The organism is Neptuniibacter sp. QD48_11, assembly GCF_047778095.1.
GTDB lineage: Bacteria > Pseudomonadota > Gammaproteobacteria > Pseudomonadales > Balneatricaceae > Neptuniibacter.
In genome coordinates, this window is sequence record NZ_CP180551.1 from 3,283,772 (window position 1) to 3,309,240 (window position 25,469).

Below are 25,469 nucleotides of genomic sequence, written 5' to 3' on the forward strand. Positions count from 1 at the left end.
GTCTTTTTCTATCTGGCTGCTGCGTTAGCAGGCAAGACCCCAAAGGGTGTCAAAGTCCAGATTTTCCCACCCGTCTTCGCCATCGTGAATCCAGAATGCGCCACAGCATTCACATCGATAGATCGAGCTTTCAGGGATTGAGCTAATTAGCTTTAGATCAGCATGTGAAAAGCCGAATCTTTCTTGCTTCTCACAGTTACTGCAGGATCTTTTATCATCTTCCATGATCTTGTACCTAAGTTTATTACCTAGATAAGCTTACTGAATAATACTCTATGTGAAACTAGGAAAAATTCTTAATTTCTTAAATTTTGAACAGAAACCTATATTTTTTTATAGTTTTCTAGAGACACAAAAAAAACCGGCCTAAGCCGGTTTTTTTAGTACGCCAGTGTCGATTAAGACAGTGGGTAGTTGTCTGGTAGTGGCAGACGCGCAACACCAGAATCGATCGCTGCTTGAGCAACTGCAGTAGATACAGCACCAAGTAGACGAGAGTCTGTTGCTTTAGGGATGATGTAGTCACGACCGAACTCTAGAGAGTCTAGACCGTAAGCATCAAGCACTTCTTGAGGAACTGGAGTCTTAGCCAGATCAGCAAGAGCGCGTACAGCTGCTTCTTTCATCTCTTCGTTGATTGCAGTAGAACGAACGTCCATTGCGCCACGGAAGATGAATGGGAAGCCAAGTACGTTGTTTACCTGGTTAGGGAAGTCAGAACGACCTGTCGCCATGATAACGTCATCACGAGTTTCGTGAGCAAGTTCTGGACGAATCTCTGGATCTGGGTTAGCACATGCGAATACAACTGGGTTAGCAGCCATTTTAGATAGCTGCTCAGCAGAAAGCAGGTTAGGACCAGATAGACCAACAAATACGTCAGCACCGTCGATAGCATCGTCTAGAGTACGCTTGTCTGTTTCAGACGCGAACGCTGCTTTCTCTGGAGTTAGGTTTTCACGGCCAGAGTGGATAACACCCGTACGGTCGATCATGTAGATGTTTTCGATCTTAGCACCCATGTTCACTAGCAGCTTCATGCAAGCGTGAGCTGCAGCACCAGCACCTAGGCATACGATTGAAGCTTCTTCTAGCTTCTTGCCAGCTACTTCTAGTGCGTTGATCATGCCAGCAGCTGTTACGATAGCTGTACCGTGCTGATCATCGTGGAATACAGGGATGTTACAACGCTCAATCAGAACACGTTCGATTTCGAAACATTCTGGAGCTTTGATATCTTCTAGGTTGATACCACCGAAAGTGTCCGCGATGCGCGCAACAGTGTCGATGAATGCCTGTGGGCTTTCAGCGTCAACTTCAATATCGATAGAATCAAGGCCAGCGAAGCGCTTGAACAGCAGTGCTTTACCTTCCATTACTGGCTTAGAAGCCAATGGACCTAAGTCACCAAGACCTAGAATTGCAGAACCGTTAGAAATTACTGCGACCAAGTTACCTTTAGCCGTGTAACGGTATGCGTTTTCAGGATCCTTTGCGATTTCACGAACCGGCTCTGCTACACCCGGGCTGTACGCCAAGGAAAGATCACGCTGAGACTCAGCGTCTGTAGACAGTTCCACACTGATTTTACCTGGACGTGGGAACTCATGGTAATCAAGAGCGGCTTGTTTCATATCATCAGACATAGCTGCTGTTCCAATCTAGTTAAAAAGTCGAACACAGAACTATATAGAAAACATATTTGCCGAACAACTATTCCGCACCTGCAACAGGCTTTTTTTCTTTAGGTTAAACCTAAAGTACTAAAAAAACCTGCAAGAAGTCGCATAAAGATAGGAATATTGTTTAATGATCCAAATGCACGGAGTGGCTAATGTTGATTAGCCAAGGTTGGTAGTGTGCAGGTGCGTTATGGCTTTTTGGCTTAATCCAACCCCTAACAGTTAGGGTTTTACCCTTAAAAGCTTCAATTTTTCTCTTGCCGCCTAGCTGCTCTGCAACAATAGGGCTAAATTTTACGGCTAACTCGTCACCAATCTCTAAAATCCAGCCAGAACGGATCTTTTTAACCGCTACCACTTTACCTTTTAAGATTCTAAAGCCTGATTCACGATTTTTTAGCGAAGCCACATCTCGAATCGGAGTTTGATTCCACAACCCAAGTTTGGCATCTACCGCACGTAGCTCTGCAGATTTAAGGCAATCAAGATAACCAAGATTCGGGGGTACCGCTATATGGTAGGCCAAGCCATTTTCAAGCAGAGATTCCCCAACATGCTGACCGTCAGCATAAAGATGGGCCAACCAACGCTTGTAGCGATCTTTTGACTCTTTACCAACCACTAACGAAAGATCAGCACCTTTTAATAAGGTTTTCAGGTGAGCGGTTGCTTGATCAGCAAAAGCTTCGGCAAGTTTATCTTCCTTGGCAGTTTCTGGGGTATTGATACCGATAAGACGAACACGACGACCATCGGTCAGTTTTACTGTATCGCCATCATATATATGCGCAACGCTTACCGTTTCAGCATGATGAGGTTGTTCACACTGAGCTGCGGTAACAGCAGCACTGTAGCCAGAAACAAAAAAGGCGCACCACAATGGGAGCGCCTTTTTCAAAATTCTCATAAGTGACATCACTTATTTTTTCATGCCGCGGCCGCCAAAACGCTTGTTGAAGCGATCGATACGACCACCAGAAGTAGCTTCTTTCTGCTTACCAGTGTAGAACGGGTGGCAAGAAGAGCAAACGTCCAAGTGGATGTCTTTGCCCAGAGTGGACTTAGTTTTAACAACGTTACCGCAAGAACAAGTAGCGTTAATTTCTGCGTATTCCGGGTGGATACCAGCTTTCATGATAAACCTCATTAGATTCATGCCGCCACCTGATCTTCTGCCAGGCACCGCATTGATTTAAACTACCAGCAAAATAACTGGTACGTTAAGTAGGCGGCGAATTATACGCATCGATATAATGCTGCGCAACTTAAAACCGTTTAAAAAGTGAGCAATTTAAGCATATATGAGCATTTTACGGCTTGCCATTCCTAGCCCCCTACGCAGACTGTTCGATTACCACTGCCCAGAAGGGATCGATTCCCTTTCATTAAAGCCCGGTATTCGCGTTTTAGCCCCGTTTGGGAGCAGAGAAGTCATTGGTATTTTAGTCGAGGTGGCACAAAGCAGTGAGTTTGATCATAACAAGCTTAAAAGTGCCTCACAGATCTTAGATGACACCCCGCCTCTCCCTGCTCACCTGTTTAAACTGGCACGCTGGTCTGCAAGCTATTATCAGCATCCAGAGGGCGATGCCCTGCAACAAGCACTACCGGTTTTACTGCGTAAAGGCCAAGCCTGTGAATATCAGCACGAAACATTGTGGCGCGCCGCCGAAGGCGCTTGCTTAAGCGCCATCAAGAGCAACGCTAAACGCCAACTGGAGGCGTTGCAGCTATTACTCGATCATCCTCAAGGGATCAGTGCCGATGCATTCCGTGCAGAAGGCGGACAGACTGCCGCATTGAACGCTTTGCAAGAGAAGCAACTCGCCGAATCATTTAAGCGCGAACACAAACAGCACACAGGCCCGATTCTGCATGAGTCACCTCTTCCTTTAAATGAAGAGCAAGATAACTGTGTAAAACAGATCGCTCAATTTGATGGTTTTAACGCTTGCCTATTAGAAGGTGTCACTGGTTCAGGTAAAACCGAGGTTTACCTGCAAGCGATCGAAAAGATCATTAATGAAGGCAAACAAGCCTTAGTGCTCGTACCCGAAATCGGCCTGACACCGCAAACCGTAGTGCGCTTTCAGCAACGCTTTAGCGTGCCTATTGTTGCCCTACACTCTAATTTAACCGATCGCCAACGCTTGGATGCCTGGCTACAAGCGCGCGAAGGCATTGCGCGGATTATTATTGGTACCCGTTCAGCCATTTTTACACCGATGAAAGCGCCCGGCATCATTATTATTGATGAAGAGCACGATGCATCGTTTAAGCAACAAGACGGCTTCCGCTACTCCGCTCGCGATTTGGCGGTCGTTCGTGCCCGCTCGGAAGAGATTCCTATTGTTTTAGGCAGTGCCACACCCTCTTTAGAGACACTACAAAATGCGATCGAAGATCGCTATCACTGGCTCAAACTCACTCAACGCGCTGGTAACTCATCTCCTCCTGAATTCAGGTTACTGGATATCCGACAGGAGAACTTATCAGATGGCCTTTCACCGCAGCTGATACTGAACATTAAAAAGCACCTAGAAAGTGGCACTCAGGTTTTGGTGTTTCTAAATCGTCGCGGATTTTCGCCGACGTTGACCTGTCACGATTGTGGCTGGATAGCAGATTGCACCCGCTGTGATGCCCATATGACGTTGCATCAACGTCCTGCGCATCTACACTGTCATCACTGTGACAAACAAGCCGCTATTCCCCATCGCTGCCCTGAATGTAATAGCGATCAACTGCAGCCGGTTGGCGTAGGCACTGAGCGCAGCGAGCAAGCATTGCAGAAGCTTTTCCCGAACTTCCCGGTGATTCGTGTCGACCGCGACAGTACCCAGCGGAAAAACGCGATGCAGGAGATCATGAATCAGGTGAACAGTGGCGCCCCCTGCATTTTGGTAGGCACACAGATGCTCGCCAAAGGACACCATTTCCCACGGGTAACACTGGTTGCGATCATCAATGCCGATAGCGGCTTATTTAGCGCTGATTTCCGCGGTATGGAGCGCACAGCACAGTTAATTCTGCAAGTTGCAGGACGCGCTGGGCGTGCCGACCATGCGGGCACAGTCATGATGCAGACCTACCACGCTGATCACCCAACCCTGCAAACACTGGTTCAGCATGGTTACAGCGCATTCGCGCAAGAGGAGCTTCATAACCGCAAAATGGCGCAACTACCGCCGTTTACGCACTACGCATTGCTTCGCGCAGAAACAACCCAGAATGGTCGCGCCGAATCGTTTTTGAGTGCGATTAGACAGCAGCTCGAAGATGACATGCTGCTGCCACAGGATGCCCATTGGATCGGACCTTTCCCAGCACCTATGGAAAAACGTGCGGGCATGCATCGAGCTCAGCTGATGATCTATGCGCAAAATCGCAAAGCGCTTCATCAGTTATTAGCCAACCTGTGTTGGTATCTAGAGCAAAATAAAGAGTCTCGAAAAGTACGCTGGTCTATAGATGTCGATCCAGCGGATACTTTTTAAGCAGATCTCGCCTTTCAGCTCTTAACATAGGCAGATTTTACAGGGATAATACGCGGTTCTTCTGAAGCCCCATCCGATCAAATTGATCGACCTTGGGCTCACCGACTTACTTCAAACGGTATTTGTACGCTAATGAAAGAGATAATTGCAGAGCTGATTGACTCCGCCCTGAAGACACTGATTGAAAATGGCACTTTGCCTGCCGACGTAGAACCTAAAATCATGGTGGAAAACACCCGTGATAAATCTCATGGTGACTACGCTTCTAACATCGCTCTGACATTAGCTAAACCAGCTCGCTGCAACCCTCGCCAATTGGCTGAGAAATTGGTTGACGCACTACCCGCATCAGACAACCTAAAACGCACAGAGATTGCGGGCCCAGGTTTCATCAACTTCTTTATCAGTGGTGCGTCTACTAGCTCTCTGTTGAAAAACATCCTAGAGCAGAAGAACAACTACGGCCGTAACAACAACGGCGAAGGTAAAAAAGTTCAGGTTGAGTTTGTATCGGCAAACCCGACTGGTCCTCTGCACATCGGTCACGGTCGTGGCGCAGCAGTAGGTGACTGCCTATGCCGCATCATGGAAGCGAACGGTTGGGATGTAACACGTGAGTTTTACTACAACGACGCTGGCCAGCAGATCAATAACCTAGCGCTGTCTGTACAAGCGCGCTGCAAAAACCTAACACCGGATGATCCAAGCTGGCCTGAAGATGGTTACCGCGGTGACTACATTATCGACCTAGCGAACAGCTACATGGCTGGCGACACTGTTGTATCTGAAGACCAGTCTTTCACTGGCGCTAAAGATGCAGATGATCTGGAATCTATCCGTCACTTCGCTGTTGCTTACCTACGTCGCGAACAGGATCTAGACCTTAAAGCGTTTGCGGTAGATTTTGATGTTTACTTCCTAGAGTCTTCTCTATACGCAGAAGGCAAAGTAGAAGCAGCCGTTCAGACGCTGATCGAAAACGATTTCACATACGAAGATGGCGGCGCACTTTGGTTACGCACAACGGACTTTGGCGATGACAAAGACCGTGTAATGCGCAAGAAAGATGGCGGTTACACTTATTTCGTACCCGATGTGGCTTACCACCTTGATAAGTGGCAGCGCGGTTTCGACACGGTTATCAACGAACAAGGTGCCGACCACCACAGCACGATCACACGTGTACGTGCAGGTCTTCAAGCACTTAAAGCAGACATCCCTCAGGGCTGGCCTGACTATGTACTTCACCAGATGGTTACCGTTATGCGCGGTGGTGAAGAGGTTAAGATCTCCAAGCGTGCAGGTAGCTACGTAACACTACGCGACCTAATCGATGAAGTAGGCCGTGATGCAACACGTTACTTCCTAGCAGCACGTAAGTCTGACAGTCATCTGACCTTTGATATCGACTTGGCTCGCTCTCAGTCTGCCGATAACCCGGTTTACTATATCCAGTACGCTCACGCGCGCGTTTGCTCTATCTTCCGCAAACTAAGCGAAGGCAACTTGGAGTGGGACGAAGCTGAAGGCATCGCTGCACTAGACAAGCTAGAGCTAGAATCTGAGAAGAATCTAGTGATCAATCTGGGCAAATACCCAGAAGTGGTTAAGAACGCAGCCAATGCACGCGAGCCACACCAGATCGCTAACTACCTGAAAGATCTAGCGGCAGAGTTCCACACTTACTACAACTCAGAGAAGACTCTAGTAGAAGACGCCGATGTACGTAACGCGCGTCTAACACTGGCTGTAGCAGTACGTCACGTACTAGCAAACGGTTTGGATCTACTAGGCGTATCTGCACCGGAGCAAATGTAAGTAGATGGCATCTCGTAAGGATTACGCCAAAACCAAGCGTGGTAAAGCTTCAGCTAGCCGCGCTAAGCCTGCCCCAAAGAGAGCCCCTGCTAAGCAGAAAAAGCGCTTTCCTACTGGGCTACTGGCGTTAACCTTATTGCTGCTGGGCGGCCTTGGTTACGGTTTATATAACCTAACTAAGGTTGATCCTGGCGAAGCCAGCACGCCACTGGCCAACAGCAAGCCTAAGCCTGCTCAGACGGCTGAAAAGCCGAAACCAGCTCCATCAAAGCCAGTTAAAAGTCAGGCACCGGTGATTGAGAAGTCGACAGCGTCAACTGATAAGAGCCGTTTCGAATTTTACGAAATGCTTAAAGAGAGCGAAGTTGAAGCACCTAAGGATGTGTATAAATCCACGCCGAAAGATGCCAAAACTCAGCATAAGTATCTGTTACAAGCCGGCTCATTTAAGGCCAAAGCCGATGCCGAGAGAATGCGCGCTCAGTTGATACTACTTGGACTGCCAAACGTCCACACCAATATCAGCACCAGTAAAGACGGCACCCAATGGTATCGGGTGCGTGTCGGCCCATTCGATAACCGCTCGCGCTTATCTAAAGCCTACGACAAATTGGTTCAGCAAAATATCCAGCCTTTGCGAATCAAACAGTAAAAGCTAAAAGCCCATCCTTAAGTCGATGGGCTTTTTGTTTTTACAGCCTTGAAATTCATCTCTTAGTCACCATCTTTCTTTAAACCTATAAAGAAACAGTGCAATACGCTTCATCGATTTATAGCGCACTGTTTAAGATTCACTCCCATTAGGAGCAGATAATGACAACGATAGTATCCGTACGTCGTGGCGATAAAGTAGTTGTAGGCGGTGATGGCCAAGTATCGCTAGGCAACACTGTAATGAAAGGCACTGCACGTAAAGTTCGCCTTCTGCCTAAGCACGATGTAATTACCGGTTTTGCCGGCAGTACCGCTGACGCAATTACCCTACTTGATCTTTTTGAAGCTCAGCTAGAGAAACACCAAGGCAACATTTTCAATGCCGTTGTAAGCCTAGCGAAAGAGTGGCGCGGTGACCGTGTGCTGCGCAAACTTGAAGCACTTATGCTGGTTGCTAACAAAGAAAAAACGTACCTAATCTCGGGTAGCGGCGACATTATTGAACCAGAAGATGGCGTTATCGCTATTGGTTCTGGCGGCAACTTCGCTTTGGCTGCTGCACGCGCCCTAACCGACAATACTGAGCTTTCTGCTAAAGATATTGTTGAGAAGAGCCTACATATCGCTGCTGGTATCTGTGTATTTACCAACGGCAACCTGACTATCGAAGAACTTGATTCAGTTCAGTAATCCAGCCACAGGAGCTAAAAATGTCTAACATGACACCACGTGAAATTGTATCCGAGCTGGATCGTCACATTATCGGCCAAGACGAAGCAAAACGCGCAGTAGCTATCGCACTTCGTAACCGCTGGCGTCGCATGCAACTTGATGATGAGATGCGTACTGAAGTTACCCCAAAAAACATCCTGATGATCGGTCCTACTGGTGTAGGTAAAACTGAGATCGCACGTCGTCTAGCAAAACTAGCTAACGCACCGTTCATCAAAGTTGAAGCGACTAAATTTACCGAAGTCGGTTATGTCGGTCGTGACGTAGAAACCATCATCCGTGACCTTGTTGATATGTCTATTAAGATGCTACGTGAGCAGGAGATGGATAAAGTACGCTTCCAAGCTGAAGAAGCAGCGGAAGAGCGTATTCTTGACGCCCTACTGCCACCAGCACGCCCTGCAAACTTTGGCGAAGAACCAACGCGCGAAGACAGCGCTACGCGTCAGGTATTCCGTAAGAAATTACGTGAAGGCCAATTAGACGATAAAGAGATCGACATCGAAGTGGCTCAGCCACAGATGGGTGTTGAGATCATGGCGCCTCCGGGCATGGAAGAGATGACTAACCAACTGCAAAGCATGTTCTCAGGCATGGGCGGTGGTAAGAAGCAATCTCGCCGTTTGAAGATCAAAGATGCCTTTAAAGCCCTAACTGATGAAGAAGCAGCTAACCTTGTCAAAGAAGATGAGCTGAAACAATCTGCAGTTGAGCTAGTTGAACAGCACGGTATCGTCTTCCTAGATGAGATCGATAAAGTCTGCAAAGGCGGCTCAAACAGCAGCGGTGACGTATCTCGTGAAGGTGTACAGCGTGACCTGCTGCCGCTAATCGAAGGCTGCACCGTAAGCACTAAATACGGCATGATCAAAACAGACCACATTCTGTTTATCGCGTCCGGTGCATTCCATTTGGCTAAGCCATCTGACTTGATCCCAGAGCTGCAAGGTCGTCTGCCTATCCGGGTTGAGCTAAACGCTCTAACACCAGAAGACTTCCGCCGTATTCTTAAAGAGCCAAATGCGTCGCTGACTGACCAGTACACAGCACTACTTGGTACTGAAGGCGTGAGCGTTGAGTTTACAGATGAAGGTATTCATCGTGTGGCTGAACTGGCATTTGAAGTAAACGAAAGCACAGAAAACATCGGTGCACGTCGTCTACACACAATGATGGAACGTCTACTAGAAGAGCTTTCTTTTGCTGCATCAGACTGCTCTGGTCAGACAATCAAAGTAGACAAAGCTTTTGTTGATCAGCAGCTTAGCGAGCTAAGCAAAGACGAAGACCTAAGCCACTACATTCTGTAATTAGGACCCTATAACTGGGAGTAAGATGATGTCTAAAGCACCATTACCGACACAGATAAAGCTGCACAAGAAGTCTCGCACGCTGGAATTAAGCTATGAGGATAAAACCTTTGAGCTGAGTGCCGAGTACCTGCGCGTGCACTCTCCATCTGCTGAAGTACGCGGCCATGGCATCGGCAATGGCGTGCTACAAACTGGCAAAAAGTTGGTAGGCATTAAAGAGCTGATCCCTAGTGGTAACTATGCCCTAAAGATCGTTTTTGATGATGGTCATGACAGCGGAATCTATACTTGGGATTGCCTACATGACCTTGCCTACAACCACGATCAGTATTGGCAGGAGTATCTTCAGAAACTCGCAGATGCTGGCGAATCGCGCGATGGCGGTATGATCGCTATCGGCCGATAAGCTTTCCAAATCGATCATAAACATTTAAAAGGGCTATTCATTAATAGCCCTTTTTTATTTCTGGGTCACCTCCACCTAAAATAATCCCTCTTCAATCGCAGACAATTTCAGCGGATAAGGTTAAAATCCCCCACTAATCTAAGATTTTCAGGACATCCGGATATGGCAGATCAACGCAACGACAACACCACTCACTTTGGCTATGAAAACGTCAAAACAGAGGAAAAAGTACAGCGTGTTGCTGATGTTTTCCACAGTGTTGCTGGCAAATACGATCTGATGAACGATCTAATGTCTGGTGGCGTTCACCGTCTTTGGAAACGAATCACTATCGAACAAAGTGGTGTTCGCTCTGGTAATACAGTCCTAGATATCGCGGGCGGTACTGGCGATCTGACCATGCGTTTCTCTCGCCTTGTAGGTCCTACAGGTAAAGTTGTTCTTGCTGACATCAACGACTCTATGTTGAAAGTTGGCCGTGACAAGCTGATGGATAAAGGCGTAACAGGCAACGTTGAGTTTGTGCAAGCAAACGCTGAAGCCCTACCATTCCCTGATAACACCTTCGATGTGATCACAATCGCCTTTGGTCTACGTAACGTAACCGATAAAGATGCAGCGCTACGCTCTATGGCTCGTGTACTTAAGCCGGGCGGTAAATTGATGGTATTGGAGTTCTCTAAAACAGATAACCCACTGCTAACTAAAGCGTACGATTTCTACTCGTTCAATATCCTACCGCACATGGGTTCTGCGATTGCTGGCGACGCTGATAGCTACCGCTACTTAGCTGAGTCTATCCGCATGCACCCAGATCAGGAAACTCTGAAAGGTATGATGCAGAATGCTGGTCTGACAAACTGCCGCTACCAGAACATGACTGGCGGTATCGTTGCGCTACACACAGGTATCAAGCCTTAATCGCTTTTTAGGATCTAACCCATGCTCGAGATGCTTCAAGCTACCCTATTCACGACTGCAGAAATGGTATGCAACCAACTGCTTAAACGTGACCCGGTTACCCTGCAACATCTTGAGCGCCTCACTGGCAAAGTGATAGCGATTGAGTGCACTTCACCTGCACTTAACCTTTACTTACTTCCTAATGCCGATGGTCTTCAGATCCAATCGGCCTACAACGATGAACCGACCACCACGCTTCGTGGTAACGCCGCCGACTTTATCACTCTTCTAACGAGCAAAGACAAGTCTGATGCGATGTTTGGTAAGACGGTTCAGGTTAGCGGTGACAGCGCTTTAGCTACCCGCTTCCAACAGATTCTGAGCGACGCTAAAATTGATTGGGAAGCGATGCTAGGCGATGTGATTGGCGACCTTCCAGCACACCAAGTAGCTCTGTACACAGTTTGGAAAGCTCAGTGGTATAAAAACAGTGCTTCTAGCTTTATCCACAACTTGGATGAGTTTGTGAAAGAGGAAGTAAGGTTTATCCCTACACGTCCAGAGATGGACTTTTTCACCAATGAAGTTGAGCAACTTCAAGAGAGAGCTGAACGACTCGCCGCTCGCGTTGAACAAACGCTGGCAAAGCATAAAGCTTAAGTTACCAACGTCTGCTCCATTCGTTCCGAATTAGAACGGTTTTACAACGACAAAGATCAAAATCGGAATAAAGATCAGTAACGGCAGTTCGTTAAACAGACGGAAGTAACGACCACTGCGATCTAAAGTCCCCGCTCTCATTTTGTTTAAGTACGCTTTACACCAGAAGTGATAGCCGATCAGCAAGCCGACAAACGTTAGTTTTGCATGCATCCAGCCACCGCCAATACCGTAGCCAAACATCAGCCATAAGCCTAGGCCTAAGGTAAAGATCGCCATAATGCTCATAAAGCCGTAGAGCTTACCGGCCATGATCTCTAATCGAGCAACATCCTGCCCTGCTTCACGCCCTTCAACGTAATGAACAAAGATACGTGGAAGGTAAAAGATACCTGCCATCCAACTGGTCATCGCAAGAATATGAAAGACTTTTATCCACAAAAACGACATACAAATTCCTTAGTAGCCTAGCAGCGGATAGAGTTCTCCGCGCTTAACAATTTTATGAGCAGATTGAATCGTACCGTCACTCTGCCATTCTGAGATAACTTTCTTCAACAGAGGTAAGGCTTGCTCTTCGGTCATACCCGGTTTAAGAACCGGCTGATAGAGCAACTTGAGTAGAAGGTAATCTAAACCAGACAACAATGTCTCTGGAGTACGATCATTAAAAATGGAGGGATAAACCTTGTCCGAATCGTTTGGCAAACCCATCACCTGTGTGATCTCTTCAACGATACAGGTGACTAATTTGCCATGCATCCTCGCCTGATCAACCGGAATAATCACTGCCGCCTGATCGATCTCATAGCGGCCATTCACTCGGAAGTTCGCCATGCAAACCGCACCATGAACGATCTTTTCCGCACGCTTACCAAAGAGCTCACCTACCTGACGTTTCCACAAAGACTGCTTAGTAAAAACCATAATCAGGTTAGCGTCCTGTTTACGACTGACGGTCTTAATCGATAAACCAGTTATCTCGGACAGATGTTTGAGGTGCATATTTACCAAACTGGTATGCACCTCAGCGTCGGGCACTTGGTGATCCAGCCACACCCGAATTGGCTTATTCCAGCGTCTTACCATACGCCCTTGAAGACTGTATTCATTGCGCAGCGCCACCTCTTTAAAAGCCTGTAGAATAAACTCAGGCTGCTGCCAACGAACCGCTGGATCTACAGCCGCCGCAGGTAAGGCAAATAGCGCGCTGAATAACGCAATAAACAGAACGAAGCTTTTCACGTATTACACAGCTTCTGTTGTTACGGAAAGAAGACCTGTCAGCTCTACCAGCAGCTTATCTCCAGGTACTACGGGGCCTACCCCCGCAGGCGTGCCGGTTAACACTACATCGCCCGGCTCTAGGGTAAAGAACTCACTGGCATGGCTAAGTAGCGGCAGCACTTGATTCAACATAGCTGAACTGTTGCCCTGCTGACGGATCTCACCGTTAACGGTCAATTTGATCTCTACGTCTTGTAGATCGACAACTGCATTTGCAGCAATAAAAGGAGAGAGTGGGCATGAACCATCGAACGCTTTCGCCTTCTCCCACGGATGACCTTTCTCTTTTAGCTTTCCTTGAAGATCACGCAAAGTTAGATCTAAACCTAAGCCTACGCCGCTAATCGCCGCTTTCGCTTCTTCTTCAGATGCATTGTTCAGTTTAGAACCAATCAGAATCGCCATCTCCGTTTCAAAATGAACAGAACCATGCCCTTGAGGCACAGTAAACGGCTGAGTCATATCAACCACACTCGTAGCGGGTTTGATAAACAACATAGGCTCGGTAGGTATTGGATTATTTAGCTCTGCAGCATGATCGGCATAGTTACGACCGACACAAATCACTTTACCCGTTGGCAGGTTTACCAAATCTCCGTCGACATTACTGTGTTGATAGCTCATAGGTACTCCTTTTATTATCGTGGGGTGAAGTTTACCCCCCTGCCGCACAGCGCTCCAGTTTTACACTGGTTTTATAGTAGAGCATTAAACTGGATAGCAACGTAATCAGCAGAATACACAAGGATCCAAAGACCACACCATTCCAACCCCAAGAGTGCCAAAACGGGTCCAAATAGAAGCCTCCACTACTAGCCCCCAGATAATAGAACAACAGATAGATAGACGATGCTGTCGCTCTAGCGTGCAACGCGGTATGGCTAACCCAACTACTTGCACAGGAATGAGCTAAAAAGAAACCAAAGGCACTGACCAAGAAGCCTAAAATGATCGCCCATAAACTACCCTGCAGAGTCAGCAGCGTACCGGCCATCAAGATAATGATCCCCATAGCCATGACTATAGGCTGCGGTATATTTTTAGCAATACGCCCAGAAAACGCAGCTCCCACCGTACCGCTCAGGTAAGTGAGGAATAGTAATCCAAGCACACCCGCCGATAGGTAATAGGGCTCATCAGCCAACAGAAAAGTGGCATAGCTATATTGGTTGATAAAGATAAAGAAGTTAAGTCCGCCAACGATATAAGCGAGTAACAACAGAGGATTAGACAGATGCTGATAAGCGTCTTTTATCATCTGTGTTGGCACAACTTTTCTTGCGTTGAAATTCTCTGATGGCGGTAACAACCAAACAAACAGACATAAACAAAAGAAGCTAATAAAGGTCATCAAGGCGAATGCTTCCTGCCAGCCAAACAGTTCACCGGCAAAACCACCAATAAGGCGCCCGCCAATGCCCCCTAAAGTGTTACCGCTGATATACAAACCGACTGCGGCAATTAAGCCTTTTTTTGTGAACTCATCGCCCATATAAGCGATCGCAATTGCCGGCAAACCCGCTAAGCAAATACCCTGCAATGCTCTCCAGAACAGCAACCATGTAAAGTCAGATACCTGTGACAATACAAAACTACAAAGCACTGCCCCGCACATAGTCATCAGCATCAAACGCGTGCGCCCAAGGGCATCAGATAAGGGGCCAAACACCAACAGAGACAAACCTAAAGTCAAAGTAGTCACTGTTAAGCTCCAACTGGCTAACAATGGACTAATCTCAAATTCCTCAGCCAACATCGGTAGCAAAGGGTGCGTGATGTAGAGATTGGCAAACACCATAAAAGAGCCTACGCATAAGGCGATAGTTGCGCGCCAAAATTGACTTGTACCTGCTTCGATCATGTTCCACCTCTCATTCGTGGTGGAAGACTAGCAATCGCAAAGCCATCATAAAAATATATACTTCTTATAGCTTTGATAAGAAAATATGATGATGGATATAAAACACCTACGCTATTTCAAAACCGTTGCCGATCTCAACAGCTTTACTAAAGCCGCTGAAAAGCTACACATTGCACAGCCTGCGATGAGTATGGCGATCAGAAAGCTAGAAGAAGAGTTAGATCTAAAACTTCTACATCGATACGACCGTAAAATCAGCCTGACCGATGAAGGTGAACACCTTTATCGCCATGCCAATAAGATTTTGCAGGCTACCGAAGATGCCATTTTGGAGATGCAAGAGCTGAAAGGCTTACTCAAAGGCGAGGTGCGCGTAGGCATTCCAAGCATGCTTGGTTCTTATTATTTCCCACCTATTTTGATGGCGTTTCGGCATCGTTATCCACAACTGACATTAACCGTTATTGATGGCGGCGCAGGCAAACTGCAACGACTTTTAGAGCAAGGGGAACTCGATTTAGCTGTTATCGTCGATAAATCTATCCCCAGCAAGAACTTAGAATCCAAAGTCTTTCTGCAAGAACAGATGATGGTGATCTCACCTCTCGACCACCCCTTTGCCAGTTTAAAAAGCGTTGAATATTCACAACTATTTGCGGAGGAACTGGTGATGTTTAATACCGGCTTTTTCCACCGCAATGTAGTCGATGATCTGGCAGCACAGGCAGGTATCACGCCCAAGATCAGCTTTGAGACGAATCTGATTCCTCTGATTAAATCAATTGTTAAACAGGGCTATGCCATCTCAACCCTGATGGCGATGGTGATCGAAGATGAACCTGGATTAGTCGCACGTCCTTTCACAAAACCTGTCTGGTTGGACCTTTCAATCGCATGGCGTAAAGACGGTTATCTATCTCAGGCTAACCAAACCTTTGTCGATTTTGTGTTGGAAAACAGCCCGATTAAATCCTGAAATTTGCAGCGATTAGCATTTAATTTTATGATTCGCGCAAATTTTAGGAGATCAAACATGCTGAACGTAAACGAATACTTTGACGGCAAAGTAAAATCTATCGGCTTCGAAAACAGCGAAGGTAAAGTAACTTCTGGCGTAATGGCACCAGGCGAATACGAATTCGGCACAAGCGAAGACGAACTAATGAAGGTAGTTAGCGGCGAGCTAATCGTTAAACTTCCTGACAGCGAAGAGTTCCAGTCTTTCCCAACAGGCACTGAATTTAAAGTTGCAGCGAACCAGAGCTTCCAGCTTAAAGTTGAGCAAGCAACTGCTTACCTTTGCTTCTACGGCTAAGGAAAAGCAAGGCTTCTGTATTCGCAATATAGAAGCCTTTTCCCTCCAAACATCCCCTTTATACAATCCATCTCATCTCAAGATGAATATTTTTCCGCCAATCTGAGCTTATCATTCATCCTTTTCAACTTTGGCTGTGCTAATATTCGCGCTTAATTTTAAAGCGTTTAAACCTGTGGCCCTCCTAGATACTAGAAAAAGCCACGCAAATTAAAGAGCTGCACACCATGAGCCAAACAACCTCTCTCGATAAAAGCAAAATCAAAATTTTGCTTCTGGAAGGCGTACACCAATCTGCGGTGGACACTTTTAATCAGAATGGTTACACCAACATCGAATTCTTAACTGGTTCCCTACCAGAAGAAGAGTTGATTGAGCGTGTTAAGGACGTTCACTTCATCGGTATCCGTTCCCGTACTCAGCTAACTGAAGAAGTTTTTGAAGCTGCTGAAAAATTGGTAGCTGTTGGTTGCTTCTGTATCGGTACTAACCAGGTAAATCTGGAAGCAGCTACGATGCGTGGTGTTGCGGTATTTAACGCACCTTTCTCTAACACTCGATCTGTAGCAGAACTAGTAATCGCTGAAGCGATTCTTCTGCTTCGCGGTGTTGCAGAGAAAAATGCTAAAGCTCACCGCGGTGAGTGGCAGAAGTCTGCTAAAAACTCTTACGAAATCCGTGGCAAGAAGCTAGGTATCGTAGGTTACGGTAGCATCGGTTCTCAGCTAAGCGTTATTGCTGAAGCAATGGGTATGGATGTTTACTTCTACGATGTTGTCACTAAGCTTCCGCTAGGTAACGCAACTCAAGTTGGCTCTATGAAAGAGCTTCTAAACATGAGTGACATCGTTTCTCTACACGTACCAGAAACACCAGCTACTAAAGATATGATGGGCGAAGCTCAGTTCGCTGAGATGAAACAAGGTTCCATCTTCCTTAACGCTGCTCGCGGTACTGTTGTTGTAATCGATGAGCTATGTAAAGCACTAGATTCTGGTCGCCTACTAGGCGCGGCTATCGACGTATTCCCAGTTGAGCCACGTACTAACGATGACGAATTCATCTCACCACTACGTGAGTATGACAATGTAATCCTAACTCCACACGTAGGCGGTTCTACGATGGAAGCTCAGGAAAACATCGGTTACGAAGTAGCTGAGAAGTTGATTAAGTACAGTGATAACGGTTCTTCTATCACGTCTGTTAACTTCCCAGAAGTTGCACTACCAGAGCACCCACACGTTCACCGTCTACTTCACGTACACAACAACGTGCCGGGCATTATGTCTGCGATCAACACTGTCTTCTCTGAAAACAGCGTTAACATCAGCGGTCAGTACCTACAAACTAACGAGAAAGTTGGTTATGTAGTGGTAGACGTTGATGCAGATTGCTCTTCTGTAGCACTAGAAAACTTGAAGCAGATCGAAGGCACAATCCGCTGCCGTCGTTTGTTCTAAGTTGATCTGATTTAATCAAAACGGGCAGCCCTAGGGCTGCCCGTTTTCGTTTTCCCAGAGTTTAAATATCGCATCAATCTGATTGAACACCTGATCCCGGTATTGCGGTGTTTCATTCACCAGGTGATGTTTCGCCTCCTCAATCAACGTTAACTCCATCTCAGGATAAAGCCTGCCCAATACAGCCATATTGTGCTGCCAGTCGACCGTACTATCGAGGGTTCCCTGAATCATATGAATACGCCCCGGTACAGGCAGATGCGCTTCGATCCAATCCCCCCACGCCAACATCGCTCCGACCCAACTCACAGGGATTTCGCGGTGCTGCAAACAATCCCCTTCTCGTAGAAAGCGAATAAAGTCGTCATCATGAGAGTTTTGGCTATAACGTCTCGGCACTCGGCGTAATACGTATTTCAGCCAGCGAAATTTGCGCTGTATGCTACGCCATAGGCTGGGTCTTACTAAGGGTGCCAACAGCACTCGCTCACCCAAGGAAGGCATAGTTTGATCGGTAAACAGCAACTGATGTGCCATCACTACTGCACCACCTGTACTCTGGCCAACTAAATGAACCGGGTAAGATAGCTCCTGATCCAAACTCGCCAGCAGCTCCGCTAGCTGAGTCGCATAATGTTGAAAATCGTCCACTGCCAGCGGATCACCATCGGATAAACCATGACCACTCAAATCGTAACAGAGCAGATCAAACCCGCTTTTCAAAAGGTCATCAATCAGGTGCTGATATAACCCAACATGGTCCATATAACCATGCACCAATACAACCGTGCCGCGGTTACGGGAACGATCTAAAACCGAGAAGGATTGCAGGGTCACAGAGACCTCATCGAGCGCTATACGGCCAATCCGATAATTCGATTTTTCAGCGATATCCAATAAGCCATAACAGGCTAAATACGCGCGAACACTTTCGCTCGGTATTCCAAAACCCGTTTCAATATAAGGCCTTAGCCCTTTAACGAGGAGGTCACGATCAAATAAGGTCATAGACACCACCTTAGGGACATTCCCGCACAACTTAGGTGATCATTTCATACTTAACCTTAGCCAATACCGCAGCCATTCGCTCAATTTATACCGAATATAAGGCCCATTTATCATACTTTTGGGTCGACTTAGGCGACAATAAGACACCATTGCGCTACTGTGCGATGCACAAATTTAGCTGCAAATTAATCGACAGCGATCATTCACTCAGCTACCGGTAGCCTCGCACCGGAGCTGGCAGAATATTTACTGGGGCAATTCATTATGAGTCAAAGAGTACAGAGTGGCGGTCTTCAGGTTGCACAGGCTCTATACGATTTCGTTAACAACGAAGCACTGCCAGGCACTGGCGTAACTAGCGAACAGTTCTGGGCTGGCTTTGATGCCATCGTTCACGATCTGGCGCCAAAGAACCGTGACCTACTAGCTAAGCGTGATGCGATCCAAGAGCAGATCGATGCATGGCACCGTGAGCGTCAAGGTCAGGCTTTCGATCTAGAAGCATACAAAGGCTTCCTATCTGAGATCGGTTACCTATTGCCAGAAGGCGAAGATTTCGAAGCGACTACTTCAAACGTTGACCCAGAAATGGCGACAATGGCTGGTCCTCAGCTAGTAGTACCTGTAATGAATGCTCGTTTCGCACTTAACGCAGCTAACGCACGTTGGGGCAGCCTATACGACGCGCTTTACGGTACTGACGCAGTATCTGAAGAAGGCGGCGCTGAGAAATCTGGTTCTTACAATCCAGCTCGTGGCGCTAAAGTTATCGAAGCTGCACGTACTTTCCTAGACACAGCAGCTCCACTAGCGGCAGGTTCTCACAAAGATTCTGCAGGCTACAGCATTCAAGATAACAAGCTTGTTGTTGTAATGCGCGATGGCAGCGAAACTACGCTAGCACAAGCTGAAAAGTTGATCGGTTACACTGGTGAAACAGCTGCTCCGACTTCTATCCTATTCAAAAACAACGGTCTGCACTTCGAAGTACAGATCGACCGTGAAAGCCAGATCGGTAAAGACGATGCTGCAGGCATCAAAGATATCGTGATGGAAGCTGCTCTAACAGCGATCATGGACTGTGAAGACTCTGTTGCTGCTGTAGACGGCGCTGACAAAGTTGTTGTTTACCGTAACTGGTTGGGTCTAATGAAGGGCGACCTAACTGAAGAAGTTACGAAAGGCGGCAAGACTTTCACTCGCTCTATCAACGCTGACCGTGAGTTCACTGCACTAGACGGTTCTAACCTTGCACTTAAAGGCCGTAGCTTGATGTTCGTACGTAACGTTGGTCACCTAATGACTAACGAAGCTGTACTAGACAAAGATGGCAACGAAGTTCCTGAAGGCATCATGGACGGTGTTGTAACTACGCTTATCTCTATGCACGATATGCAGGGCAAAGGTAAGTTCAGCAACACAACTACAGGTTCTACATACATCGTAAAACCTAAGATGCACGGCCCAGAAGAAGTTTCTTTCGCTAACGAACTATTCGCTCGTATCGAAGACATGCTTGGCCTAGAACGCTTCACTATGAAGATGGGCATCATGGACGAAGAGCGCCGTACAACTGTTAACCTGAAAGAGTGTATCCGCGCTGCTAAAGAGCGTGTTGTATTCATCAACACAGGTTTCCTAGACCGTACTGGTGACGAGATCCATACATCTATGGAAGCTGGCCCAATGATCCGCAAAGGCGACATGAAAGCTGCTGCATGGATCGGTGCTTACGAAAACTGGAACGTAGACAACGGTCTTCTATGTGGCCTACAGGGTCGCGCTCAGATCGGTAAAGGTATGTGGCCAATCCCTGATCAGATGGCTAACATGCTTGAAGCTAAGATCGGCCACCCAATGTCTGGTGCTAACACTGCATGGGTTCCATCTCCAACAGCAGCTGTTCTTCACGCGACTCACTACCATCAGGTAGACGTATTCGCTCGTCAGGACGAGTTGAAAGTACGCGATCGCGCGAACCTAGACGACATCCTAACTGTACCAGTTGAAGCTAACCCAAGCTGGACTGCTGAAGAGATCCAAGAAGAGCTAGACAACAACGCACAGGGCATCCTAGGTTACGTTGTTCGCTGGATCGACCAAGGCGTTGGTTGTTCTAAAGTACCAGACATCAACGATGTTGGCCTAATGGAAGACCGTGCAACGCTACGTATCTCTAGCCAGCACATCGCTAACTGGTTGCGCCACGGTATCTGTTCTGAAGAGCAGGTAATGGAAACGCTTAAGCGCATGGCTGCAGTAGTAGATCGTCAGAACGAAAACGATCCTCTATACCGCCCAATGGCTGGCAACTTCGAAGACAGCGTTGCATTCGCAGCAGCGTGCGAACTAGTAATCGAAGGCTGCGTACAGCCAAATGGTTACACTGAGCCAGTTCTGCACCGTCGTCGTATCGAAGCAAAAGCTAAATTTGGCGCATAAACTGCCAAATTAAAAAGCTTTAAAACTAAAAAGCCGTGCTGAAAAGCGCGGCTTTTTTGTTTAATTCGCCTCCCCCTAAAATAGGTTACACTGATAGCATTCTTTGCCTTTGTGAATAACTTATGTCAGAAGCTCAGCAACTTGCCGAATTCATTCGCTCACACCCCAACCTTGTTGTTCTAACAGGAGCTGGCGTAAGTACAGATTCGGGCATTCCCGCGTACCGAGATGCTAAAGGTAACTGGCAGCACTCTGCCCCGACCCAGCATAAAGAGTATATGGAGAGCCACTACGCCCGTCAGCGCTACTGGGCACGTAGTTTGATCGGTTGGCCTGCCATTAGGGATGCCGAGCCGAGCGCGGCTCACACAGCGCTCTCTGAGCTAGAAACCATGGGATTTATTCGTTTACTGATCACACAGAATGTCGACCGCTTACACCAGAAGTCCGGCAGCCAAGCCGTTATCGATCTTCATGGTCGCTCTGATCGAGTCAGCTGCATGAGTTGTGCACAGAATTATGATCGTAAAGATATCCACAGGCATACTGAAGCGATCAATCCCCATTTCGAGATCCCTGAAGCTCCCCTTCGTCCCGATGGTGATGCCGATCTAGAAACCCATCTATTTGAAGATTTCTCTGTACCTGAATGCCAAGCATGCGGAGGAATCTTAAAACCGGATGTTGTCTATTTTGGTGATAACGTCCCAAAGGAACGTGTGTTTAGTGCCTTGGATGCTCTAGAAAATGCCGATGGTTTACTATGTGTTGGTAGTTCTTTGATGGTCTATTCAGGCTATCGCTTCTGTAAACGTGCCCATGAGTGGGGAAAACCGATCTGTTCTTTAACGATTGGGGTAACGAGAGCAGATCCACTTCTGAATCTAAAGCTGGACGCTCCGATTGCAGAGACGCTGACCGAAGCAGTAGAGATACTAAAGCGAGAAGGCTAAGCAGGTACGGCTAGATCGAAATCCATGTCGTCTAGATGCTCTTTCATTACCTTACGTGCCATGCACACACACTTACCGCACTGACTACCAACGGCAAGCTCTTTGTTTAGATCACGCACGCTACGCGCGCCTTGATCTACGGCGTCACGAACGTCACTACAGGTAATATTTTCACAAATACAAACGAACATTTAAACAATAACCAATCTCAATTAAATCGGGTAATGATAATAGTTATCAAATAAGCAACTTTCAATACATTTAACGAGAATCTTGTTGAAAATTATTCTCATTGAATTGCAATTATTGAATGCTCTTCATAACTCGCCAACTAATTGATTTACTTATTAAATTTATTTTCAAAAATCACACAATAAAAAACTGGTTATTTATTATACAGAATCGCAATGAGAATCTAACGCATTAATCTTTGCAACCCATTGTTTTATAAGGATTTTTTTGATTTAAGTCATTTTATAAACTAGACTCTTGATCACTTTGAAATTGCTAACCCACACATAGCTGGGCGGTTATTACTAAAGGAGATCCCCCATGCAAGGCGACAAACAAGTCATTAGTCACCTGAACAAGGTTCTGACAAGTGAGCTCACTTCAATCAACCAGTTCTTTCTTCACGCACGTATGTACAAGAACTGGGGCCTAGATGAGCTAAACGGGAAAGCTTATAAAAAGTCCATCAAAGATATGAAACAGGCAGACGATCTAATCGAGCGCATTCTGTTTTTGGAAGGACTACCTAACCTGCAACAGTTAGGTCGACTACGCATCGGCGAACATACTGAAGAGATGCTGCAATGTGATATGGATTTCCAATTGGAGCAACTGACAATTTTGCGTGAAGCTATCGCTTACTGCGAAACGGCGCAAGACTACGTCAGCCGCGATCTGCTGGAAGATATCCTAGAATACGAAGAAGAGCACGTAGACTGGATCGAAACTCAGCAATACCTAATCAGTAATGCAGGTATCGAAAACTATCTGCAATCTCAGATTTAACGGGAGAAGACAATGAAAGGCAATCAAAGAGTCATTGACGCACTAAACGGCCTGCTAGCGATGGAACTAGCAGCAATGGATCAGTACTTCATCCACTCCCGTATGTACGATGATTGGGGCTTACATAAGCTGTACGAGCGTATCGATCATGAGTTTGATGATGAGAAAGGCCACGCAGCTGCATTGATTGAGCGTATGCTGTTCTTGGAAGGCACGCCAGACATGACCACCCGTGATGGTTTTAAAGTCGGCACTGACGTTCCTTCAATGCTTGAGTCAGATCTTCGCGTTGAATATGAAGTTGATAAAAAACTTAAGGACGCGATTAAAGTCTGCGAAGAAGAGCAGGACTATGTCAGCCGTGAAATCCTAGAGAAGCTTCTGGAAGACACCGAGGAAGATCATGCGTACTGGTTGGAGAAACAGCTAGGTTTGATCAAAAAAATCGGTCTACCAAACTATCTCCAGTCTCAGATGGGCTAATAAGCTTATCCACTAAGATCATGCAAAGGCGCTGTTTATCAGCGCCTTTTCTTTTCCTACCATGAACCTGCAGCCCCTGCCTTTTTGCGATAAAATTAGTCTATAACTTTTAGGAGAGCAGAACATGGCTAACCGCGCTTGCGCCCGACACATATTGGTTAAAACCCGCGACCAAGCGGAAAGGCTAAAAATGCGCCTAAAGTTAGGCAATGACTTTGGTAAGCTCGCTAAAAAATACTCCCTATGCCCATCGGGCAAACGCCAAGGTGGTGATCTGGGAGAGTTTCGTCGCGGCGATATGGTGAAACCGTTTGATGATGTCGTATTCAAAAAGCCACTGCATGAAGTACATGGTCCGATTAAGACCAAATTTGGCTGGCACCTTATCGAAACCATTTACCGCAAATAAACTAGGGTTAATTTACAACACGTAAGACTTTGTTAAGGTTCGGTCAGTATGATTAAGTTTTTATCTACTACTGACCGTAAGCGCCATGCCTAAACTGATTAAAGACTTCCGTGATTACCAATTCGTTTATTACTGGTATGAAAAAGGCACAGGCAAACTTAGCCCTTACCTACCAACTCTGACGCATGCCGAAGAGTGGATTGAACAACACCGTTCAACTCAGTTTAAAGGCTTAGATCGTCGTAGACGTGAACAATCGTCTATCTATCAACGCCGAGCATCGGACCAAGTGTTACGTGTAGATGTCGATATCTCGGTGCAAAAGATTGCTGATCTCAAACAATCTTTTGCAGCCTGAGGTTCTGAAAAACTTCAGATTCCTGCTTTACGCTGGCCTAGGCACAGTCACCACGTCGCCGAAGGTTTGGTAATCGAAACCACCCAGACGTGCCAGTGGATCAACTAACGCAGCGTCAATTTTAGGTCGGCCCTGTTGATCCATTTCGACCACCGCGTCATCCAACCATATTTTCTCTATACGGCCAAAGACGAGTCGTTGCGGAGCATTACCAATATCCTCTTGCTGATACAGAGAACAGGACATAGCGATCTTAGGGCCAAGGATCCTAGGCAACTCAAAACCTTCAACATCGATTGTTTCCAGATCACACAGCTCAATTTCCGATTCTCCCCTAGGCAACGTCACGGAACTCTGGGTCACCTTGGTCGCGAGATCAGAACCAGCGATATGAATCACGAATTTTTCGGTATCTGCAATATTTGCATAGGTATCTTTTGGCGAGCCATCAGGCTTTGAACCTATAGATAACATGATCAATGGTGGATCACTGCACACCGCTGAAAAGTACGAAAACGGCGCAAGATTGAGTGCACCTTGTTGATTAGAAGAGAGCACCCAGGCCACAGGACGAGGTACAACAACTTGCGTCAGCGCATGATAGACATCTGACTTTTCCATATTCTCTAATTCTAAAAGCATATCCTTACCTGCAATAAAAAAGCCGCTTTCTGTTACCAGAAGCGGCTTTAGTAATCAGACTAACTTAAGTAATTACAAAGTTAGAACTTTCTCGCCACGTGCAATGCCAGAAACACCCGAACGTACAACTTCCATAATGTTAGAAGTACCTAGTGCTTCAATGAAAGCATCCAGCTTACTGCTTGCACCCACCAACTGAACGGTGAAAGTGTTAGGCGTAACATCGATGATAGTGCCGCGGAAGATATCCGCAGTACGTTTGATTTCAGCACGAACAGTACCATTGTTCGCCTTCATCTTAATCATCATCAGTTCGCGCTCAAGGTGTTCACCTTCAGTTAGGTCAACAACCTTAACAACATCAATAAGCTTGTTTAGCTGTTTAGTGATCTGCTCAACAACACGGTCATCACCTAGCGTAGTCACTGTTAGTCGAGACAATGTCTCATCTTCAGTTGGCGCAACAGTCAAAGACTCAATGTTAAAGTTACGCTGAGAGAACAAACCAACAACACGAGACAGAGCACCTGGCTCGTTTTCCATCAATACAGAAATGATATGACGCATGA

29 protein-coding genes are annotated in these 25,469 nt (G+C 46.7%); 17 read left to right on the top strand and 12 right to left on the bottom strand.

What is annotated here, in order from left to right:
• Window positions 1–24 precede the first annotated feature (24 nt).
• The 4 genes from ACMXYU_RS15365 to rpmE form a co-directional block, all read right to left on the bottom strand.
• On the bottom strand, window positions 25–225 hold the full coding sequence (locus ACMXYU_RS15365) for a hypothetical protein (RefSeq protein ID WP_415899378.1): 201 nt from the start codon (window positions 223–225) through the stop codon (window positions 25–27).
• 173 nt (window positions 226–398) lie between these two features.
• The gene (locus ACMXYU_RS15370; protein ID WP_415882626.1) at window positions 399–1,646 is read right to left on the bottom strand and encodes a malic enzyme-like NAD(P)-binding protein; all 1,248 of its coding nucleotides are present in this window, start codon (window positions 1,644–1,646) and stop codon (window positions 399–401) included.
• Window positions 1,647–1,806: 160 nt separating this feature from the next.
• Entirely contained in the window at window positions 1,807–2,589 is a 783-nt protein-coding gene (locus ACMXYU_RS15375) for a thermonuclease family protein (RefSeq protein WP_415899379.1), read from the bottom strand.
• 12 nt (window positions 2,590–2,601) lie between these two features.
• Entirely contained in the window at window positions 2,602–2,817 is a 216-nt protein-coding gene (rpmE, locus tag ACMXYU_RS15380; RefSeq protein ID WP_415884686.1) for a 50S ribosomal protein L31, read from the bottom strand.
• A 166-nt stretch (window positions 2,818–2,983) separates the two neighbouring features.
• On the opposite strand from rpmE, the gene ACMXYU_RS15385 reads away from it, so the two are divergent.
• The 8 genes from ACMXYU_RS15385 to ACMXYU_RS15420 all read left to right on the top strand — a co-directional run bounded on the left by ACMXYU_RS15385 (window position 2,984) and on the right by ACMXYU_RS15420 (window position 11,665).
• Window positions 2,984–5,179 carry a primosomal protein N' gene (locus tag ACMXYU_RS15385; protein ID WP_415899380.1) on the top strand — a complete coding sequence of 732 codons (2,196 nt, stop codon included), beginning with the start codon at window positions 2,984–2,986 and terminating at the stop codon, window positions 5,177–5,179.
• 132 nt (window positions 5,180–5,311) lie between these two features.
• Window positions 5,312–6,997 carry an arginine--tRNA ligase gene (gene argS, locus ACMXYU_RS15390; protein WP_415899381.1) on the top strand — a complete coding sequence of 562 codons (1,686 nt, stop codon included), beginning with the start codon at window positions 5,312–5,314 and terminating at the stop codon, window positions 6,995–6,997.
• A 4-nt stretch (window positions 6,998–7,001) separates the two neighbouring features.
• Complete coding sequence (locus ACMXYU_RS15395) at window positions 7,002–7,649, top strand: SPOR domain-containing protein (RefSeq protein WP_415899382.1); 648 nt, start codon at window positions 7,002–7,004, stop codon at window positions 7,647–7,649.
• Between the two features lie 161 nt (window positions 7,650–7,810).
• The gene (gene hslV, locus ACMXYU_RS15400) at window positions 7,811–8,341 is read left to right on the top strand and encodes an ATP-dependent protease subunit HslV (protein ID WP_415882631.1); all 531 of its coding nucleotides are present in this window, start codon (window positions 7,811–7,813) and stop codon (window positions 8,339–8,341) included.
• A 20-nt stretch (window positions 8,342–8,361) separates the two neighbouring features.
• Window positions 8,362–9,693, top strand: a complete 1,332-nt coding sequence (gene hslU, locus ACMXYU_RS15405) for an ATP-dependent protease ATPase subunit HslU (protein WP_415882632.1) — start codon at window positions 8,362–8,364, stop codon at window positions 9,691–9,693.
• Window positions 9,694–9,721: 28 nt separating this feature from the next.
• Window positions 9,722–10,102: a gamma-butyrobetaine hydroxylase-like domain-containing protein gene (locus tag ACMXYU_RS15410; protein WP_415882633.1), complete on the top strand. Its 381-nt coding sequence runs from the start codon at window positions 9,722–9,724 to the stop codon at window positions 10,100–10,102.
• A 162-nt stretch (window positions 10,103–10,264) separates the two neighbouring features.
• A complete protein-coding gene (ubiE, locus tag ACMXYU_RS15415) occupies window positions 10,265–11,023 on the top strand; it encodes a bifunctional demethylmenaquinone methyltransferase/2-methoxy-6-polyprenyl-1,4-benzoquinol methylase UbiE (RefSeq protein WP_415892702.1) in 759 nt (252 codons plus the stop codon).
• 21 nt (window positions 11,024–11,044) lie between these two features.
• Window positions 11,045–11,665, top strand: a complete 621-nt coding sequence (locus ACMXYU_RS15420; RefSeq protein ID WP_415899384.1) for an SCP2 domain-containing protein — start codon at window positions 11,045–11,047, stop codon at window positions 11,663–11,665.
• A gap of 30 nt (window positions 11,666–11,695) precedes the next feature.
• On the opposite strand, the gene ACMXYU_RS15425 is transcribed toward ACMXYU_RS15420, so the two are convergent.
• The 4 genes from ACMXYU_RS15425 to ACMXYU_RS15440 are packed head-to-tail and all read right to left on the bottom strand — an operon-like array spanning window position 11,696 to window position 14,813.
• Window positions 11,696–12,115, bottom strand: coding sequence for a CopD family protein (locus tag ACMXYU_RS15425; protein ID WP_415882636.1), 420 nt, complete (start codon window positions 12,113–12,115; stop codon window positions 11,696–11,698).
• A gap of 9 nt (window positions 12,116–12,124) precedes the next feature.
• Window positions 12,125–12,910 carry a DUF2927 domain-containing protein gene (locus ACMXYU_RS15430; RefSeq protein WP_415899385.1) on the bottom strand — a complete coding sequence of 262 codons (786 nt, stop codon included), beginning with the start codon at window positions 12,908–12,910 and terminating at the stop codon, window positions 12,125–12,127.
• A gap of 3 nt (window positions 12,911–12,913) precedes the next feature.
• Window positions 12,914–13,576: a fumarylacetoacetate hydrolase family protein gene (locus ACMXYU_RS15435; protein WP_415899386.1), complete on the bottom strand. Its 663-nt coding sequence runs from the start codon at window positions 13,574–13,576 to the stop codon at window positions 12,914–12,916.
• 31 nt (window positions 13,577–13,607) lie between these two features.
• Complete coding sequence (locus ACMXYU_RS15440) at window positions 13,608–14,813, bottom strand: MFS transporter (protein ID WP_415899387.1); 1,206 nt, start codon at window positions 14,811–14,813, stop codon at window positions 13,608–13,610.
• A 91-nt stretch (window positions 14,814–14,904) separates the two neighbouring features.
• Here ACMXYU_RS15440 and ACMXYU_RS15445 point away from each other — a divergent pair, with 91 nt between their 5' ends.
• The 3 genes from ACMXYU_RS15445 (at window position 14,905) to serA (ending at window position 17,588) form a co-directional block, all read left to right on the top strand.
• Window positions 14,905–15,789, top strand: a complete 885-nt coding sequence (locus ACMXYU_RS15445) for a LysR family transcriptional regulator (protein WP_415899388.1) — start codon at window positions 14,905–14,907, stop codon at window positions 15,787–15,789.
• A gap of 57 nt (window positions 15,790–15,846) precedes the next feature.
• Window positions 15,847–16,128 carry a pyrimidine/purine nucleoside phosphorylase gene (locus tag ACMXYU_RS15450; RefSeq protein ID WP_415899389.1) on the top strand — a complete coding sequence of 94 codons (282 nt, stop codon included), beginning with the start codon at window positions 15,847–15,849 and terminating at the stop codon, window positions 16,126–16,128.
• A 227-nt stretch (window positions 16,129–16,355) separates the two neighbouring features.
• Complete coding sequence (gene serA / locus ACMXYU_RS15455; protein ID WP_415899390.1) at window positions 16,356–17,588, top strand: phosphoglycerate dehydrogenase; 1,233 nt, start codon at window positions 16,356–16,358, stop codon at window positions 17,586–17,588.
• Between the two features lie 30 nt (window positions 17,589–17,618).
• Here the strand turns inward: serA and ACMXYU_RS15460 are convergent, their stop codons facing one another.
• Entirely contained in the window at window positions 17,619–18,596 is a 978-nt protein-coding gene (locus ACMXYU_RS15460; RefSeq protein WP_415899391.1) for an alpha/beta hydrolase, read from the bottom strand.
• A gap of 264 nt (window positions 18,597–18,860) precedes the next feature.
• Here ACMXYU_RS15460 and ACMXYU_RS15465 point away from each other — a divergent pair, with 264 nt between their 5' ends.
• On the top strand, window positions 18,861–21,038 hold the full coding sequence (locus tag ACMXYU_RS15465) for a malate synthase G (RefSeq protein WP_415899392.1): 2,178 nt from the start codon (window positions 18,861–18,863) through the stop codon (window positions 21,036–21,038).
• A gap of 122 nt (window positions 21,039–21,160) precedes the next feature.
• On the top strand, window positions 21,161–21,991 hold the full coding sequence (locus ACMXYU_RS15470; RefSeq protein ID WP_415899393.1) for an NAD-dependent protein deacetylase: 831 nt from the start codon (window positions 21,161–21,163) through the stop codon (window positions 21,989–21,991).
• Here ACMXYU_RS15470 and ACMXYU_RS15475 read toward each other — a convergent pair.
• Entirely contained in the window at window positions 21,988–22,182 is a 195-nt protein-coding gene (locus tag ACMXYU_RS15475) for a (2Fe-2S)-binding protein (protein ID WP_415882655.1), read from the bottom strand. The genes ACMXYU_RS15470 and ACMXYU_RS15475 overlap by 4 nt on opposite strands.
• Window positions 22,183–22,543: 361 nt before the next feature.
• Here ACMXYU_RS15475 and bfr (ACMXYU_RS15480) point away from each other — a divergent pair, with 361 nt between their 5' ends.
• From bfr (ACMXYU_RS15480) to ACMXYU_RS15495, 4 genes are all read left to right on the top strand, one after another.
• Window positions 22,544–23,008, top strand: coding sequence for a bacterioferritin (gene bfr, locus ACMXYU_RS15480; protein ID WP_415895302.1), 465 nt, complete (start codon window positions 22,544–22,546; stop codon window positions 23,006–23,008).
• Window positions 23,009–23,020: 12 nt separating this feature from the next.
• Window positions 23,021–23,491: a bacterioferritin gene (gene bfr, locus ACMXYU_RS15485; protein ID WP_415882657.1), complete on the top strand. Its 471-nt coding sequence runs from the start codon at window positions 23,021–23,023 to the stop codon at window positions 23,489–23,491.
• 124 nt (window positions 23,492–23,615) lie between these two features.
• A complete protein-coding gene (locus tag ACMXYU_RS15490; protein ID WP_415886057.1) occupies window positions 23,616–23,900 on the top strand; it encodes a peptidylprolyl isomerase in 285 nt (94 codons plus the stop codon).
• Between the two features lie 85 nt (window positions 23,901–23,985).
• Window positions 23,986–24,258, top strand: coding sequence for a hypothetical protein (locus tag ACMXYU_RS15495; protein WP_415899394.1), 273 nt, complete (start codon window positions 23,986–23,988; stop codon window positions 24,256–24,258).
• 27 nt (window positions 24,259–24,285) lie between these two features.
• Here ACMXYU_RS15495 and ACMXYU_RS15500 read toward each other — a convergent pair whose 3' ends face one another.
• A complete protein-coding gene (locus ACMXYU_RS15500) occupies window positions 24,286–24,900 on the bottom strand; it encodes a flavin reductase family protein (RefSeq protein WP_415899395.1) in 615 nt (204 codons plus the stop codon).
• A 72-nt stretch (window positions 24,901–24,972) separates the two neighbouring features.
• Window positions 24,973–25,467 (bottom strand): acetolactate synthase small subunit, encoded by a 495-nt coding sequence (gene ilvN / locus ACMXYU_RS15505; RefSeq protein WP_415882661.1) that lies wholly within the window; start codon window positions 25,465–25,467, stop codon window positions 24,973–24,975.
• Window positions 25,468–25,469: the final 2 nt, after the last annotated feature.